We start from the raw sequence: 15,324 nt of genomic DNA on the forward strand, positions 1-15,324 counted from the left end.
TTGCTCGGTCCGGTGACGCCTTAGTCACCGGCGACGAAGGTGCATAATTGCCATTGACCGCCCTCTGACTTGGCGAATGCGGCGCGATACCCGACCATTGGCCACAGGAACATGCTGTGCATGTAGCCCTGGCCGCCATCGGTCAGCAAAACCTGCTGGTATTCGTCAATCTCGGAATAGTCCCGGACGATAACGACCTCGTGGCTGATCAGATCCAGAATAGGCGCGCCCCTGTTTGGAGACTGGCGCAGAGTCACGTCCGCAGCATTGACGAAGTAAGCCATATAAGGGTCTAACGTGGCGGGCAGGGTGATCTGCCACTGATGCGGCATCCAGAACTCACCGTCTTCGTCGAAATAGCCGGGCTGCAACAAGGTGTTTTCAAGATCGGACCAATAGGCCTCGCCTCCTTGGTCCGACATGGTGGCCGGATCGGGGGCCAAAAGCTCTCGGAACTCTTCGGGGCCGCCATTCCCGCCGTGGCTAAGGTAAATGTCAGGACAGGCCGCAGCTATGACCGCGTCAGCGTCACGCGCTTTGACCTTGGTCAACAACTCGGCCCGAAACGCCAAAAGGCTTGGGTCTTGGTCAGCCTCATCCACAGGGGGAAAGGTCTGGCGATCCGCCAGCGCCGGGCCGCAGGTAAAGGCGGCAACAAGCAGAAGGGGCTTCATTCAGCGGCCTTCATCGCCGCCTGCGCGCAAAAGCAGGATGCGCCGACGGCACGGTCGGCGCGGGCAAGTGCCAGATCCAGTCTTTGGCTGATTTGCTTGATCTCGTCGACCTCGCCACGCGCTTTCAGGCAATCGTGCAACCCCTTAAGGCTCCAGACATTGTCTGGATGGATCGAGGCGCGGCTAAGAGTGCCGCCCAGTCCCAAATCTTCGCGATAAACAGCTTCAGCTTCGGCAGTGTGGTCCTGTTCGAACAACAACGCGCCCAATGCGTGACGGGTCGGCTGCATCCAGCCCCACGGCTCATCATAAGGCAGGTTGTCGTCCAACTCGACCGAGCGTCGCAGATGGGCATAGGCCACATCGTAATTACGCTTGCGGTACTCAATCTCGCCCCTCAGCATCTCCTGCGCGATCTCCAGCAGGTCAGTAACACGGTTGTTGTGCATCAGCCGGGTGTCGGGGACGCGGGCCTTGGCAGCAAGAAAAAGTTGTTCCTCGGCCTCGGCTTCGGCCACCTGTCCCGTCGCTGCAAAAGCGATGGCGCGGGCATAGTAGGTCGTCGCGGTCAGGGTCAGGAACAGGTCGGTGTCTTCTGGTGGCTCAAGCGCCTTGGCTTCTTCCCAGCGGCCAAAACGGATCAGGATGTGAGGGCCCATGGACATATAGCTTTCGAAGTAGTCCGCCATTGGCGGGCTTTCGATGCGCAGCATCTCTTCGGGTGTGGTGTCCCACATGCCCTGATTGGCGCGCAGGGCCGGCTCGATCTGACCCAGGAACAACGCGCCGTAGATGACAAAGTGATAATCGTGCTGGCGATAGCCTGTGTACACGTTGAAAGCGCCCTCGCGCTCGTAATACTTAAGGTCTGCCTCGATCGCCTTTTCGTTCCAATGAACGACGTTTTGATAGTGACCGCACAATACGTCGATATGGGTGGGCATATGCACCAGATGGCCCGCATCAGGCACCAATGTTCGCAGAACATCCCCTGCTTTCAACGCTTTTTCGGGGGTTGGCGACATCTCCATCAGGTGCACATATAGATGGAGAAGGCCGGGATGAGACATGGCTGCTGGATCGTTCGCCATCGCATCTTCCAGCGCTTTTTGGGCTTCAAGCGTCGCAGCACCCTCGGCTGGTTTGCCTGTTTTCAGGTCCCACATCTGCCAAGGCGTGAGGTTCAGGAGCGATTCAACATAGATGGTACGCAGGTCCAGATGGTCGGGTCGTTCAGCAAACGCCGCGCGCATTGCGTCTGCAAAGTCATAGTCCCATTGGTGCATATCATCTGTTGGGTCGTCCTGCGGATAACGCGTGGGCAGGGCGTGTATCAGTGCCTGCTCGACTGGGGTACAGCCATCGACCAAAGCAAGCGCCCGTTGCGTCGCGTCAAATGCCAACGTCAGCGCCTTCTTCTTGCCGCGGTCATCCAACAGATTCCACGGCACATTATAGTTCGGACCGGCGGCATAGGCGACGCCCCAATGTGCCATTGCGCAATTCGGATCGGCTTCGACCGCTCGCTGGAAACAGGCTACGGCCTCATCGTGGTTATAGCCGTAGGTCCAGACCAACCCGCGGTCGAACCATAGCTGCGCTTTGGCCGAGGCGGTGGTGACCGTGCAGGTATGGGTTCCCAGATCGTAATAGTCGCTCATTGAAAATCTCCACTCGGGTTGAGCGGAGGTTAACCTGATTCACCGGGGGTGCACAGATCAGGCTGGCAATCTGTTTTCGATCCGACCCATGTGCAGCATTAGGCCAAAACCCAGTGTGCTCATCGTCAGTATCCCGGTTGCCAAAGGTGCGATTGATCCGTCGAACAGCAGGCCAATGGGTGCAGCGATCGCCGCGGCAAGAACCGTTGAGATCGCTCCGATGACCGAGGCCGCCATGCCAGCGATATGGCCCATAGGTTCCATCGCGATGGCGTTGAGGTTGCCCATGGTCATGCCCGCCATAAAGAATACGGCGGTTTGCCAGCTTACGAATACGGCGAATGACAGAGTCGGTGACAGGTCCATGCTGTTCAGAACGATGACCGAGGTCGTGAAAACGATCTGCGCACCCAGAACCCAGGTCACGATCCGGCGCATTCCCAGACGGATGACAAGGGCTGCGTTCAGCAGGCTCGCAGAGCCGGACATAAGCGCCACGAAACCGAACCAGAAGGGAAAGCTTTCGGCGCTGTCGTGGATGACGTCATAGATCGGCTGCACCATGGTCAGCATGGTGAATAGCATCCCAAGGCACAGGGTCTGCACCATAATCGAAACCCTTACCGTTGGATGTGCAAACATCTGGCGCGCCGCGTCCAGCATCAGCGGCAGACGCAAAGGGCGTCGGTTTTCAGCAGCCAGAGATTCCGGCAGGCGCAGCCCCATCCAGACGATTGTGATCAGTGAAAACAGCACGAAAGACGCGAAAATTCCGCGCCATCCGGTCAGTGCGATAATTCCGGCACCCATCATTGGCGCGATGGCCGGAACCAGCGTAAAGATCATCATCGCGATCGAGACAATACGGGCCATTTCGCGGCCGGAATACAGATCCCGGATAATTGCCATCGCGACAACGCGCGGGGCGGAACAGCCGATACCCTGAAAAATCCGTGCGATCAGTAGCATCTCGAGCGAGGAACTGGACCATGCCACCGCCGCCGACAGAATATACAGTGCAGAGCCGACGTAGATGACAGGTTTACGCCCGAATGCATCAGACAGCGGACCGGTAAAGAATGTCCCGATCCCCATCCCCAGAACGAATGAGGTCAGGATCAACTGCGCTTGGTTGATGTCATCCGGGCTGAGCTGCGCGCCGATTTCGGGCAGGGCGGGCAGCATGGAATCGATCGAGAACGCGATTGTTGCGAACATCATCGCGACAAGTGCGACGAACTCTCCTCGTGACATACGACCGGCCATTGTGCCCTCCTGACCTGATCGCGCTATCACGGCAGGTCAGGTGGCACCAGAGACTAAATGTGCACAGAGGGCTGTGCTAATTTGCAGGGGAAGCCTCAAGCTGAGACATGATTTCACCGATCACGCGCTCCCACATTTCAGGAGGTTGGGCGCCGGGAACCGCGTGCTGGTTGGCGACGATGAAGGTCGGGACCGAGTTCACTCCCATCTGGCGCGAATGCGTGTCGCGGTCACTGATGTCCTGACGATCAGCATCTGATTTCAGCAGTTTCAGCACGATCGCAGCGTCCATTCCGATACCGTCGGCGATATCCGCCAGAACCTCGTGATCTCCGATGTCGCGTGTCTGAACGAAATAGGCGTCGAACAGTGCGTCGACCGCCGCGTTTTGTTTCCCTTCGATCCCGGCCCAGTGGATCAGGCGGTGGGCGTCCAGCGTGTTGGGAGTGCGCTTCATCCCTTCAAAGTCGATTTTCAGGCCAGCGTTTTCAGCGTGCTCAACAACCGGGGCGTAGGCACGGACAGCACCTTCTTTGCCGCCAAACTTGCGTTCCAGATATTCGCGGCGGCCAATGCCCTCGTCCGGCATGTCTGGATTCAGTTGGAAAGGGTGCCATTCGATGACAAAGGGGTGATCTGGGATCGCGGCCAGCGCCTTGTCCAAATGGGTCTTGCCGATATAGCACCACGGGCAGATCGGGTCGGACATGATGTCAAGCTTGACGGTCTGGGTCATTCGGTGGTCGCCTTGAAATAGGCCGGAAGCGCCCGGCGCAGGAGTTTGCCATTGCCGCCAGTCGGCAGCTCGGGCAGGTGGATAAAGGCGCGCGGCTGCTTGTAGCGCGCCAGATTTGCTTCCACATAGGTGCGCAGGGCATCTTCGTCCAGCTTTTCCGGGCCTGTATAGAAGGCTGCTATCAGGAATGTGTCCTGTTTCACCTCGACGGCGGCGGCACCTGCCTGCGTGATGCCGGGGTATTGTGACAGCACGGCCTCAACCTCGACCGGGGACACGCGGTATCCGCCCGCGTTCATCATATCGTCGTCGCGGCCCAGATAAGTTATCTGCCCATCCACGGCCATCGCGCCCTGATCGCCGGTTAGAAACCAATCGCCCTGCATCCGCGCCTGCGCTTCGCCCGGGGCATTCAGATAGGTTAACATCAGGCCAGGATCCGAGCGGTGGATGGCGATGGTGCCCTCGGTTCCTTGCGGGACTGGACCATCTGGCCCAAGGATGGCCACGCGCCGGCCGGGCTGCGGTTGGCCCAAGGCCTCACCCCGCGCGGGGTGTTCGGGGCTGGACGAGATGAAGGTCGAGCATTCGGACATGCCATAGGCCTCAAACAGTTCGGTCCCTGTGGCGTGTTTCCATTGTGTATGAAGCGTGGGCGACAGCTTCTCACCTGCGCAGAGCCCATGCCGTAGGTGCGGCAAGGTTAGCTGATCGGTCGTTCCGACGATTTTTCGAAAGACGCCCGGAGCGGCCGCGAAAATAGTGGCTTGGTGCTCGCGCAGAAGCGCGGGAAGGGTGGACAGATCGGTTCCGGGCTCGGGGATCAACGCTGTCGCGCCGATCGTCCACGGGTCCATCAAACCCGTGCCCAAGGTGTAGGTCCAGTTGAACGCTCCGGCGTGGCACAGGCGGTCATTTTCGCGCAGACCGTACCACCCATCCACCATCATCTGCCGGGCCCAGATTGCGCGATGGGCGTGTGCGACAGCCCGAGGTTTCCCAGAGGTGCCCGAGGTATAGACGACGTAAGCCATCCTCTCGGGATCGCCCATCTGAAATGTGGCTGGGGACAGGTCCCGCATGGCGGTCAGATCGGGCAAAGTGATCTGCACAGGATGGTTGGCGCAGGCCACGGTCAGGTCACGCAGAACGGCTGCTGGCTTTAGGTCTTGGATGATCTTTGCGGTTTCGGGTTCGGTCAATTGGGACGAGGTCGGCACAGGTACGATCCCCACCGATATCGCACCCAGATAGGCGATGGGGAAGTCGACCGTGTTGCCCAGCCTCATCAAAGCGATGTCTCCGGGGTTTAGGCCGGACTGCAGCAAACCAGTTCCGGTGCCAAGAATGGCGCGTTTCAACTGTGCGTATGACCAGTGTTCCGCCTTGGTCGATCCGACAACCGACAGGGCGGTTTTGTCGGCCAGCCGATTGGCCTGACGCAATACATGCGCCGCCAGATTGAACGGGGATGGACAGGCCAAAGCAGGGCCTTGATCGAAGACAGAAAGCATAGCGACTGGCTAACGCGACGTCTGTTCCGTTGCAAGCAGGTCAACCTAGCCCTATAGAATTGCACATGAGTACGCACGAACAGACATCCCTGATCCGATTGGCCCGAGACTCGGGCGAGCCCGCGGAGGTTGAGCCGCTGGACCTTGGCGCCCGCGTGCGCGAGCTGCGCAAGGCGCGCAAATGGACGTTGGAACAAGCGGCAACTCAGGCAGGGTTGGCGCGTTCGACACTCAGCAAAATCGAAAATGGCCAGATGTCTCCGACCTATGATGCGCTGAAAAAGCTGGCGACCGGGCTTGAGATTTCAGTGCCCCAGCTATTCACCCCGCCACAGCGGGAACAGGTGATTGGTCGTATGGCCGTCACCCGGATGGGAGAGGGCACAGCCCATCCCACGACGACATACGAGCACGAGTTGCTGGCCGAAACGCTGACGAAAAAGCAGATGCTGCCCTATCGGGCGCGTGTGCGGGCGCGGTCGATGGACGAGTTCGAGGGTTGGGTTCGCCACGACGGGGAAGAATTTCTTTACGTGCTTACAGGCGTTGTACGTCTGTACACCGAATTTTATGAACCTGTGGAAATGCGCCGCGGCGACAGCGCCTATTACGACGGCAGCATGGGGCACAACGTGGTGTCTGTCAGCGACGAAGACGCGACGATCCTTTGGGTGACGTCACTTAGTTAACGACCGGCTGAATTCTCGGTTCAGGCCTTCCGTGAACAGAAAGTCCTCAAGCTCTTCGTGGGCTTCGTTCACTGTCAGGTGGTGACGTTCTGCAAGGTAAGCCTCAAATCCTTTGCGATCCTTGCTGAACAGCGGCTTGTCCTTGTCGCGCAGGTTTGGAAAGCGCCGTTTGGCGCGCGAATACATTGCGTCCCAGTCTTGCGTCAGGTCATTCCAGTTCAACATCTGCAAGCTTTCCGGTTTCCAGGTTTCAAAGCTGCTCGGCCATAAACAGGGTACGAAGGGGCATGGGTCGTCAGCGCATGACAAAATGTCGCACCCATTTCCGATCTGCTGCAAGGATCAAAATGCCCGTTGCAGGCAATCCGCAACGGGCATACGGACCCAAGTTTGGAGTGAGTGGGGGCTGGTCCGTAAAAGGCGCACGCTGCGAGGCTGAGAAAAGGCTATGTTCCGAAATTCAAAGCAATAATCAGGTCGCGCAAAGCGCTATAATGCTGCAAGGCTACAACGCATGGATGCATTGCGTAAAGCTTTTTGTGCGAAGTTTCTGTTTATTAACTCAAATTAGTATCCGTACCAATCTGTAGCAGCTGTCCCAATTTGTGACGCAAGATGTTGGGCCTATTGGCGCGTGTGCCGTTTTTCGCCGAAAAGCCGAACGCAATTGAATTCCGCCTGAAATCGGGTCTGGTCCGTGCGTTTGCGTTACTCTTCGAACCACCAGACCTGCGGCATATACTCGGGCCCGTCGCCGTAAATTGGCAGGGTTTCCGGTTGCTTCAGTTCTTTGGCGTGCGCGATCCGCCCGACGTCGAAATTCCAGATCGGAATGACGTATCGACCGGCTGTCAACACGCGGTCTAAGGCGCGGGTGGCGGCAACGAAGTCCTCATGGCTTTCTGACGCAAGCATGGCATCAATTAATCCGTCCACAGCAGGTGAGGCCACGCCCATCAGGTTGCGGGTGCCGGGAGTATCGGCATTTTCACTCCCCCAATACAGCCGTTGTTCGTTGCCCGGCGATAACGAGAGGGCGCGTCGGAAAAACGTCATGTCAAAATCCAAGTCTGAGGTACGCCCGGTGAATTGTGCGCTGTCTACCTGTTCTGTTGATACTTGAATTCCCAGACGTTCCAGCGCCCGGCTATAGATCTCGATGGCGGTCTCGCCTTCGCTGTCGCCCTGTTGCAGCAACACGTTCAGCGTGAACGCATCACCGTTTGCGTTGCGAAGGACGCCGTCCTGAATGGTCCAGCCTGCTTCAGACAGCAGCTTGGTCGCTTTACGGATGTTTGACCGGTTGCGGGCCGAGCCGTCACCTTCCGGCAGGACGTATCCCTCAAGCGTTCCGGGCGGCAGGTCTGCCGCGTAGGGTTGAAGCAGCTCTTCCACGCGGCCTGTTGCTGCGCCAGGTTGCATGGCGAGATCGGAGCCGGAGAAATAGGACGTGATCCTGGGCTGCGCCCCGCCGGTGATCGTGTCGTTGATGAACTCGAAATTGAAGGCCAGCGTCAGGGCTTCGCGAACGCGCCAGTCGTCGAACGGCGCTTTGCGGGTGTTCATGACATATCCGGTCATGCCCGATGGCTTACCATGAGGAATTTCGGTTTTTACTACATCGCCGCGCTGAACGGCTGGGAAGTTGTACTGTGTTTCCCACTTGTCTGCGTTGAACTCGCGCACGGCGGTCAGCTCACCAGCTTTGAAAGCCTCAAACAGAACGGTGCCGTCCCCGTAGAATTCGATCCGCATCTCATCAAGATTCATCGTACCCCGACGGAAGGGAACATCGCTTCCCCAGTATTCGGGGTTACGCCGCAGGTTGACGTATCGTCCCGGCTCATAGCTGTCGATTACATAGGGGCCGGTGCCTACGGGAATATCGTGCAGTGTGGCATTGGCAAAATCCTTACCGTTCCATTGTGCCTTTTGCAGGATCGGGCGCAGACCGGCGATCAAAGCAAGCTCGCGATCGGGTTCGTTAAAGGTGATCCGCACAGTCCGGGGGCCGGTCGCTTCGATGCTGTCGATCTTGCCCCAGAGACCGCGATACCGCAGATGCCCTTCGGTTCCCAGGATCTCATATGACCAGATGACGTCATCAACGGTGACGGGGCTTCCATCCGAAAATTGCGCGCCTTCGCGCAGCGTGAATTCGACCCAAGACCGGTCCGGCGCCGTCTCAACTGATTCGGCTAACAGGCCGTAAAGTGTGAAAGGTTCGTCCCAAGATCGCCCCATCAGGCTTTCATGCGTCCAAAACCGCAATTGCCAGGGGGACGTCCCTTTTTGCACAAACGGGTTCAAACTGTTATAGCCGCCCGTATTCCCGAAAACGACTTTCCCGCCTTTGGGCGCGTCGGGGTTTGTGTAAGGCAGAGACACAAAATCCGGTGGTAGGGCGGGCTCTCCGTACATAGCTATGCCATGCGCCGATTCTGCGCTGGCGATTGCGGCCCCCAAAAGGAAAGTGATTCCCGTGATCACTGGGCGTGCGGGTCGTAGAAAATCGGGGCTCATTTTGGAAACAATCCTGCTCTGGCCTTATTTTGTTGGGATTCATCGTACCGATGATTTTTCTTCTTTTCAAACTTTTAGCTTGGACGAAGGCGTGGAATTGCTTATAAAGGGTGCACTGCTCGATAGGTTTCTTGCCTGTATGAAACCTGCCTCAATAACTTAACGCCCGCTTCGTGCGGGCGTTTTTTTTGGCCGAGTTTTTGTCAATCCGTTCCGCAAGGTCATTCTTCGTTTTCTTTGCACGTGCAGCATGGCACTGTGTCGCCGATACGGATTCTAAGGGAGAGCGGCCATGAGCCTTAAGGGAAAAACGGCAATCGTAACGGGGTCGAACTCAGGGATCGGATTGGGGGTTGCCCGTGAATTGGCCAAGGCCGGCGCAGATGTGGTTCTGAATTCCTTTACCGACCTTGACGAAGACCACGCCCTTGCTGCGGAAATCTCTCAGGAGACTGGCACCAACGCGCGCTATATCAAGGCAGATATGTCCAAGGGGGACGAATGCCGCGCCCTGATCGAACAGGCCGGGGCTTGCGATATCCTTGTTAATAACGCGGGTATTCAGCATGTTTCGCCGATCGACCTGTTTCCGGTCGACAAGTGGGATGCAATCATTGCGATCAACATGAGCTCGGCCTTTCACACGACTGCCGCCGCTTTGCCGATGATGCGAAAGGCAGGATGGGGTCGTGTGGTTAATATCGCGTCGGCGCATGGGCTGACCGCCTCTCCTTATAAGGCGGCGTATGTCGCTGCCAAACACGGGGTCGTGGGGATGACGAAGACAATTGCGCTTGAGACCGCGCAGGAACCAATCACCTGCAACGCGATTTGTCCGGGCTATGTGCTGACGCCTTTGGTGGACGCTCAGATTCCGAACACGATGAAGGAATACAACATGAGCCGCGAGGACGTCGTGAAGAACGTCCTGCTGGAGCGGCAACCGTCGAAAGAATTTGCAACGGTCGAGCAACTGGGGGGCACGACGGTGTTTTTGTGCTCGGACGCGGCGGCGCAGATCACGGGGACGACGATTTCCGTGGATGGCGGTTGGACCGCTTTGTGAGATTACGTGGGGGCGCTGCCCCCACACCCCCGAAGTATTTCTAAACAGAAGAAGGGGTGGGTCGTGAAGAGGATCAATCTGGCTTTGCAAGGCGGTGGCGCACATGGGGCGTTTACCTGGGGTGTGTTGGATCGAATTCTTGATGAAGAGGATATCGAGGTCGCGGCGATCACTGGAACCTCGGCCGGGGCGTTGAATGGGGCGGCGTTTAAATCGGGCATGGTGCACGATGGCCGCGCGGGGGCGCGGGAAAATCTGAATGGTCTTTGGTCCCGGATGGGTGCGGTTGGTGACATGCGCCTTGCCAACTGGATGCAGTCGTTGGAGCCCGCGCAGATCGCACAGGCCATGGAATATTCGCTACCGTTTTCCGTGGGCGATGCATGGTCGAGATTGGTCTCGCCTTATGCGTATGGTCCCTTTTATCGCAATCCGCTTGAGCCCGTGGTGGATCGGTTCAATTTTGACGAGATTTGCGCAGATGACGGGCCGCAGCTTTTTGTCTGTGCAACCTGTGTGCGCAGCGGAAAGATACGGGTTTTTACCGGGCAAGAGGTTTCGACCGGTGCCATTTTGGCCTCGGCCTGTTTGCCGAACCTGTTTCAGGCGGTCGAGATTTTTGATCCCAAGTCCGGCAGAACCGAAGCTTATTGGGACGGTGGATATACCGGCAATCCGGCACTTTATCCGTTGTTCAATGGTGATCTGCCAGACGATGTGGTGATCGTGAATATAAACCCGCTGGAACGGGACGAGATACCGCGGACGCCGCAGCAGATTCAGAACCGTATCAATGAGATCAGTTTCAATTCCTCCCTGTTTCGAGAACTGCGCGCGATCAGCTTTGTTCAGCGCTTATTGGCGGATGGAAAACTAAAGGCCGGAGAGATGAGCCGCGTTCTGGTTCACATGATCGCAGATGATGATCTTATGAATGATTTGTCGGTGGCCACCAAGACCGTGCCAAACCCGGTCGTGTTGCACAAGCTCAAGGATGCAGGGCGCAGAGCCATGGATCGGTTTCTGGCGGAGCACAAATCCGACCTTGGCACGCGCAGCACGGTCAATCTGCCCGAAATGTTCGGCTGATCACTCGGGCGGCTGCGACGGGTCTTTTTCGTTTGGATAAACAAGACCTGCCGAAATCACCAGTTTGGCCGCGTCCTCGATCGACATGTCCAGCAGGATCACGTCCTCTTCCGGGAAGAACAACAGAAATCCAGAGGTCGGGTTGGGTGTGGTTGGCACAAAAACACTCAACAGGTTGCCACCGGTTTCAGCGCGGTCGCTGACCTCACCCCGCGCAGTGGTCGAGACAAATCCGATCGCCCAGATACCCCGGCGGGGATATTGGATCAGGCAGGCTTTTTCAAAGGACCGTTCCGTCTGGGCAAACACCGTTTCCGATATTTGCTTGATCCCCGAATAAACCGAGCGCACCACCGGCATCCGGTTTACGAGGCTTTCGGCAAAGTGGATCAGCGAGCGGCCAAGAATTCCTTTGGCAATCCAGCCGACAAGCACGGTGAAGATCAGGAAGATCACCACGCCCACGCCGCGCAGGTTCACCCCCACATATTCCGAGGGTTGGAATTTCTGCGGGATCAGCGGCAGGACCGCGCTGTCGATCCAGCCCACCACGGACCAGATCAGCCAGATGGTCAGCCAGACCGGAGCGATGACAACGATGCCCGTCAGAAATGACGCGCGCAGCCGGGAAAATAGGCCCGGTCGGCGGTGAGGTTCTTCGTCAAAGGGCGTGTTCATTACGGTCCTGCGTGTTTGCCAATTTAGTTAAGCAGTCCGGGGCTTTGGTACAATAGCTTTGCTCACTCGGACAGGGCACGGGCGATGCCGGCGGCCAATTTTGCGTTATTTCTGACCAATGCGATGTTCGCGGTCAGCGACCGCCCCTCGGTCTGTTCATAAATGCGCTGCAGTAGGTAGGGAGTAACGTCTTTGCCGGTGATCCTGTGTGCGTCGGCATCAGCCTGAGCCGAAGCGATGATCGGGGCCAGTTCCAGCGCCGGGATTTGATCAGCGGCGGGGATCGGGTTGGCGACCAACTGGCCGCCGGGCAGGCCAAGGGCGCGACGGGTGGCGTGGGCGTTGGCGATTTCTGCTGCGCTGTCCATGCGCAATGGCGCTGCGTAGGGAGATTGCGTCGACCAGAAGGCGGGGAATTCGTCCTGGCCATAGGCGATCACGGGCACGCCCAGCGTTTCCAACACCTCGAGCGTTTTGGCCAGATCAAGGATCGCTTTGGCCCCTGCTGCCACCACGGTCACCCGGGTTTGCGCCAACTCATGCAGATCGGCAGAGATATCGAACGAGGTTTCAGCCCCTTGATGCACGCCGCCAATGCCGCCGGTGGCAAAGACCTCGATCCCGGCATATTGCGCGGCGATCATCGTGGCGGCAACCGTGGTGGCGCCGGTTCCACCGGTGGCGATGCAAGCGGCCATGTCGGCGCGTGAGATTTTGGCGACGCCCTGCGCTTGTCCCAGTGCCTTTAGTTGGTCGGCCTCGAGCCCCACATGCAGCTTGCCTTTGATCACCGCCATGGTGGCGGGTACTGCGCCTGCGTCACGGATATCTTGTTCGACCTGCGCTGCGACCTCGATATTCTGCGGGTAGGGCATGCCGTGGGTGATGATGGTGCTTTCCAGCGCAACAATGGGGTGGCCCGCGTCTTTGGCGGCGCGCACTTCGGCCGAGTATTGGATGTCGATCACAGTGGGGTTTCTCCGGAAACGTAAGTGGCGGCGGCGTGCAGGGCGCGGGTCAGGGCAGCGTCGGGGGCGGCCCCGGCGGCCTCGGACGCGATATGCGCCGCCATGAAAGTATCGCCTGCGCCGGTCACACGGGTGATCAGAACGGACGGGGGTGTCTGGGTCAGGATTTCATCCGAGGTGCCGACAGTGGCAGAGTTGCCGCCATCTGTGACCAACACCCGCAACGCGCCCCGGTCTAGCAGACCTTTGGCGGCGCTTTCGGAATCGGCGAACTCGCGTTGGCACAGAATGCCAGCTTCCTCAAGGTTCACGTATAACGTGGCGCGAGCGTGTTTGAGGAAGGGCAGCAGGCGCTCGGCCTTGCCGGGTGAGGCGGGAGCTACGCGCAGGTCGGCTTTGGCGAAGGCTGGGCTTTGGGCGATTTCTTCCAGCAGGGTCAGTGTCAGGTTGCCGTCCAGCGCGATCGGGCCTTCGAACGGAGTGTTCTCGTAGCCCAGTGGCCCGTGCATCAGGGGGCGCAGAATTTTGGCCCCCGCAGCCTCGAGCGAGTGCGCGTCGGCGATGGCTGCGATCAGCCCGTTTGCCCCTTCGACAGCCATGTAACGATCGGTCGGCAAGTCCAGTGAGCGATAGATGTGATCCGTGACCATGCCCAGCCGGGCGCAGGCATTAACCAGCTCATCCCCTTCGGGGTCACGGCCAATGGCGGTCAGCAAGGTGGGCGTCATGCCGAACCGCACCAGCGTCATGGCGATATTCATCGCCACGCCGCCAGGCAGGCGTGTAATCCGCCCCGGTACGTCTGATCCCTGCCGCATGGCGCTGGCCGAGCGTCCGATCACGTCCCACAGGACCGAGCCGATACACAGGATGTCACTAGTCTGAGTCATGCCCGTGTCATGCCGCAGCGTCACAGCAGGTGCAAGGGTTAACGCTCACATCGCGTCGGTGAGCGTCTTCAGCGCGGCGACCGGATCGTCTTGCGACCAAATTTCGTCGCCTATGCCAAAGAAATCGGTATGGGGAGCAAGGTCGCGGATCAGTTCGGGCGTCAGGCCGCCTTCGGCGACAACCGGAACCTCGATCATCTCGGACCACCATTGGAACAGGTCCTTTTCAGCGATGCTGCCATCACCCAAAGCTGACGAGCCGACCGGGCCAAAAGCCACGTAATCCGCTCCGTTTTCACCTGCGGTCATGCCGTCATGGCTGGAGGCGGAACAAAAGCTGCCGACGATGGCATCCGCGCCCAGTTCTTTGCGCGTAGCCCGAACTGATCGGGCTCCGTCATCCAGATGTACCCCGTCCAAACCCAGCCGTTGCGCCAGCAGGACATGGTTTGAGATGACGATGGCGACATCACGCGCGTGGGCAACCTCGCGGCAGGCATCAGCGGCGCGGGCGATGGTATCTTCGTCGCTGCCCGCCAAGGCCAAGCGGATGCACGCGATCTCGGTGCTGTCCAGCACGCGGCCCAATTGGTCGGGGAAGGTACTAAGCGCAATGGTCGGAGGCGTAATCAGGTAAATCTGCGGCTGCTCGGGGGTGTCCATGGCGCGTCCTTCAGTTTTCAGTTCTCGGCGCGGTTTAGCGGATTGAGCAGGGGAAGCAAACTTTTTAGCCTGCCGAGCGGGTATTTGGGAACAGAAGAAGCAGCGGCGGCTTGCCCTAATCAGGCGGGGCGATTAGAGCAGGCGGAACTTTCGGAGTAAGGTATGCCCAGCGATCAACCTCAGCCTTCTTTTGTGCTTGTGCGCCCTCAGATGGGTGAAAACATCGGTGCCGCCGCGCGGGCGATGTGGAATTTCGGGCTGGACCGGATGCGGATCGTGGCCCCGCGTGACGGCTGGCCGAACCCCAAGGCGGTGGCGATGTCCAGCGGGGCTGGGCGGTTACTGGATGAGGCGCTGTTGTTTGACGATCTGGCTGGGTCGTTGGCGGACAGCACGTTTGTCTTCGCCACCACGGCGCGCCAACGGGGGCTGACCAAGCCGGTCTACAGCCCCGAGCGCGCGATGCAGATCGCCGCTGAAAAGGTCGCGGCGGGCGAAAAGGTTGCCGTGCTGTTCGGCCCCGAACGCGCCGGGCTTGAGAATGAGGATATTGCCAAGGCCAACGCCATCATCTCGGTCCCGGTGAACCCCGAATATGCCTCGCTCAACCTTGGGCAATGTGTGTTGCTGACTGCATATGAGTGGATGCGCCAAAGTGCCGATGTGGTGCATGAGGCCACCGATCTGGGCAAGGGTGACTGGGCCACGGGGATCGAGGTCGAAAAGCTGGTCGAACATTATGAGGACCGGCTGGACGAGGCGGGCTTTTTCTATCCCCCCGAAAAGGCCGAAGGCATGAAGACCAACCTGCGCAACCTTTGGTCTCGGATGCGGCTGACGCGGGCGGATGTGCAGATGCTGCACGGGATCATGCGGCAGATGGTCCGCTGGAAGGACAAGGGCTGAG

At 58.7% G+C, this 15,324-nt stretch carries 15 protein-coding genes; 4 read left to right on the plus strand and 11 right to left on the minus strand.

The window, feature by feature from the left end:
- Nucleotides 1–20: 20 nt before the first annotated feature.
- The 5 genes from GOV87_RS07685 to GOV87_RS07705 form a co-directional block, all read right to left on the minus strand.
- Nucleotides 21–674, minus strand: coding sequence for an SH3 domain-containing protein (locus tag GOV87_RS07685; RefSeq protein ID WP_171211374.1), 654 nt, complete (start codon nt 672–674; stop codon nt 21–23).
- Nucleotides 671–2,335: a hypothetical protein gene (locus GOV87_RS07690; RefSeq protein WP_171211375.1), complete on the minus strand. Its 1,665-nt coding sequence runs from the start codon at nt 2,333–2,335 to the stop codon at nt 671–673. The genes GOV87_RS07685 and GOV87_RS07690 overlap by 4 nt, the downstream gene beginning before the upstream one ends.
- Nucleotides 2,336–2,392: 57 nt before the next feature.
- A complete protein-coding gene (locus GOV87_RS07695; RefSeq protein WP_171124817.1) occupies nt 2,393–3,601 on the minus strand; it encodes a multidrug effflux MFS transporter in 1,209 nt (402 codons plus the stop codon).
- Between the two features lie 76 nt (nt 3,602–3,677).
- Nucleotides 3,678–4,337, minus strand: coding sequence for a DsbA family oxidoreductase (locus GOV87_RS07700; RefSeq protein ID WP_171211376.1), 660 nt, complete (start codon nt 4,335–4,337; stop codon nt 3,678–3,680).
- Nucleotides 4,334–5,851 (minus strand): class I adenylate-forming enzyme family protein, encoded by a 1,518-nt coding sequence (locus GOV87_RS07705; RefSeq protein WP_171211377.1) that lies wholly within the window; start codon nt 5,849–5,851, stop codon nt 4,334–4,336. Before GOV87_RS07705 ends, GOV87_RS07700 begins: the two co-directional genes overlap by 4 nt.
- A gap of 65 nt (nt 5,852–5,916) precedes the next feature.
- On the opposite strand from GOV87_RS07705, the gene GOV87_RS07710 reads away from it, so the two are divergent.
- A complete protein-coding gene (locus tag GOV87_RS07710) occupies nt 5,917–6,540 on the plus strand; it encodes a helix-turn-helix domain-containing protein (protein ID WP_171121585.1) in 624 nt (207 codons plus the stop codon).
- Here the strand turns inward: GOV87_RS07710 and GOV87_RS07715 are convergent.
- Together GOV87_RS07715 and GOV87_RS07720 are read right to left on the minus strand one after the other, a co-directional pair.
- Nucleotides 6,529–6,765, minus strand: a complete 237-nt coding sequence (locus tag GOV87_RS07715; RefSeq protein WP_171121584.1) for a hypothetical protein — start codon at nt 6,763–6,765, stop codon at nt 6,529–6,531. The two genes, GOV87_RS07710 and GOV87_RS07715, sit on opposite strands and share 12 nt — an antisense overlap.
- A gap of 483 nt (nt 6,766–7,248) precedes the next feature.
- Complete coding sequence (locus GOV87_RS07720; protein ID WP_171211378.1) at nt 7,249–9,063, minus strand: extracellular solute-binding protein; 1,815 nt, start codon at nt 9,061–9,063, stop codon at nt 7,249–7,251.
- A gap of 292 nt (nt 9,064–9,355) precedes the next feature.
- On the opposite strand from GOV87_RS07720, the gene GOV87_RS07725 reads away from it, so the two are divergent.
- Entirely contained in the window at nt 9,356–10,129 is a 774-nt protein-coding gene (locus tag GOV87_RS07725; RefSeq protein ID WP_171121582.1) for a 3-hydroxybutyrate dehydrogenase, read from the plus strand.
- 63 nt (nt 10,130–10,192) lie between these two features.
- Nucleotides 10,193–11,218 carry a patatin-like phospholipase family protein gene (locus tag GOV87_RS07730; protein ID WP_171211379.1) on the plus strand — a complete coding sequence of 342 codons (1,026 nt, stop codon included), beginning with the start codon at nt 10,193–10,195 and terminating at the stop codon, nt 11,216–11,218.
- On the opposite strand, the gene GOV87_RS07735 is transcribed toward GOV87_RS07730, so the two are convergent.
- The 4 genes from GOV87_RS07735 to GOV87_RS07750 form a co-directional block, all read right to left on the minus strand.
- The gene (locus GOV87_RS07735) at nt 11,219–11,896 is read right to left on the minus strand and encodes a DUF502 domain-containing protein (RefSeq protein WP_171121580.1); all 678 of its coding nucleotides are present in this window, start codon (nt 11,894–11,896) and stop codon (nt 11,219–11,221) included.
- A 62-nt stretch (nt 11,897–11,958) separates the two neighbouring features.
- A complete protein-coding gene (locus GOV87_RS07740; protein ID WP_171211380.1) occupies nt 11,959–12,864 on the minus strand; it encodes a pseudouridine-5'-phosphate glycosidase in 906 nt (301 codons plus the stop codon).
- Nucleotides 12,861–13,754: a PfkB family carbohydrate kinase gene (locus GOV87_RS07745; protein WP_171211381.1), complete on the minus strand. Its 894-nt coding sequence runs from the start codon at nt 13,752–13,754 to the stop codon at nt 12,861–12,863. Before GOV87_RS07745 ends, GOV87_RS07740 begins: the two co-directional genes overlap by 4 nt.
- 45 nt (nt 13,755–13,799) lie before the next feature.
- Nucleotides 13,800–14,417: a thiamine phosphate synthase gene (locus GOV87_RS07750; RefSeq protein ID WP_171211382.1), complete on the minus strand. Its 618-nt coding sequence runs from the start codon at nt 14,415–14,417 to the stop codon at nt 13,800–13,802.
- A 162-nt stretch (nt 14,418–14,579) separates the two neighbouring features.
- Here GOV87_RS07750 and GOV87_RS07755 point away from each other — a divergent pair, with 162 nt between their 5' ends.
- A complete protein-coding gene (locus GOV87_RS07755; RefSeq protein ID WP_171121576.1) occupies nt 14,580–15,323 on the plus strand; it encodes an RNA methyltransferase in 744 nt (247 codons plus the stop codon).
- Nucleotide 15,324: the final 1 nt, after the last annotated feature.

The sequence above is a fragment of the Ruegeria sp. HKCCA5426 genome (genome assembly GCF_013034585.1).
Taxonomy (GTDB): Bacteria; Pseudomonadota; Alphaproteobacteria; order Rhodobacterales; family Rhodobacteraceae; genus Ruegeria.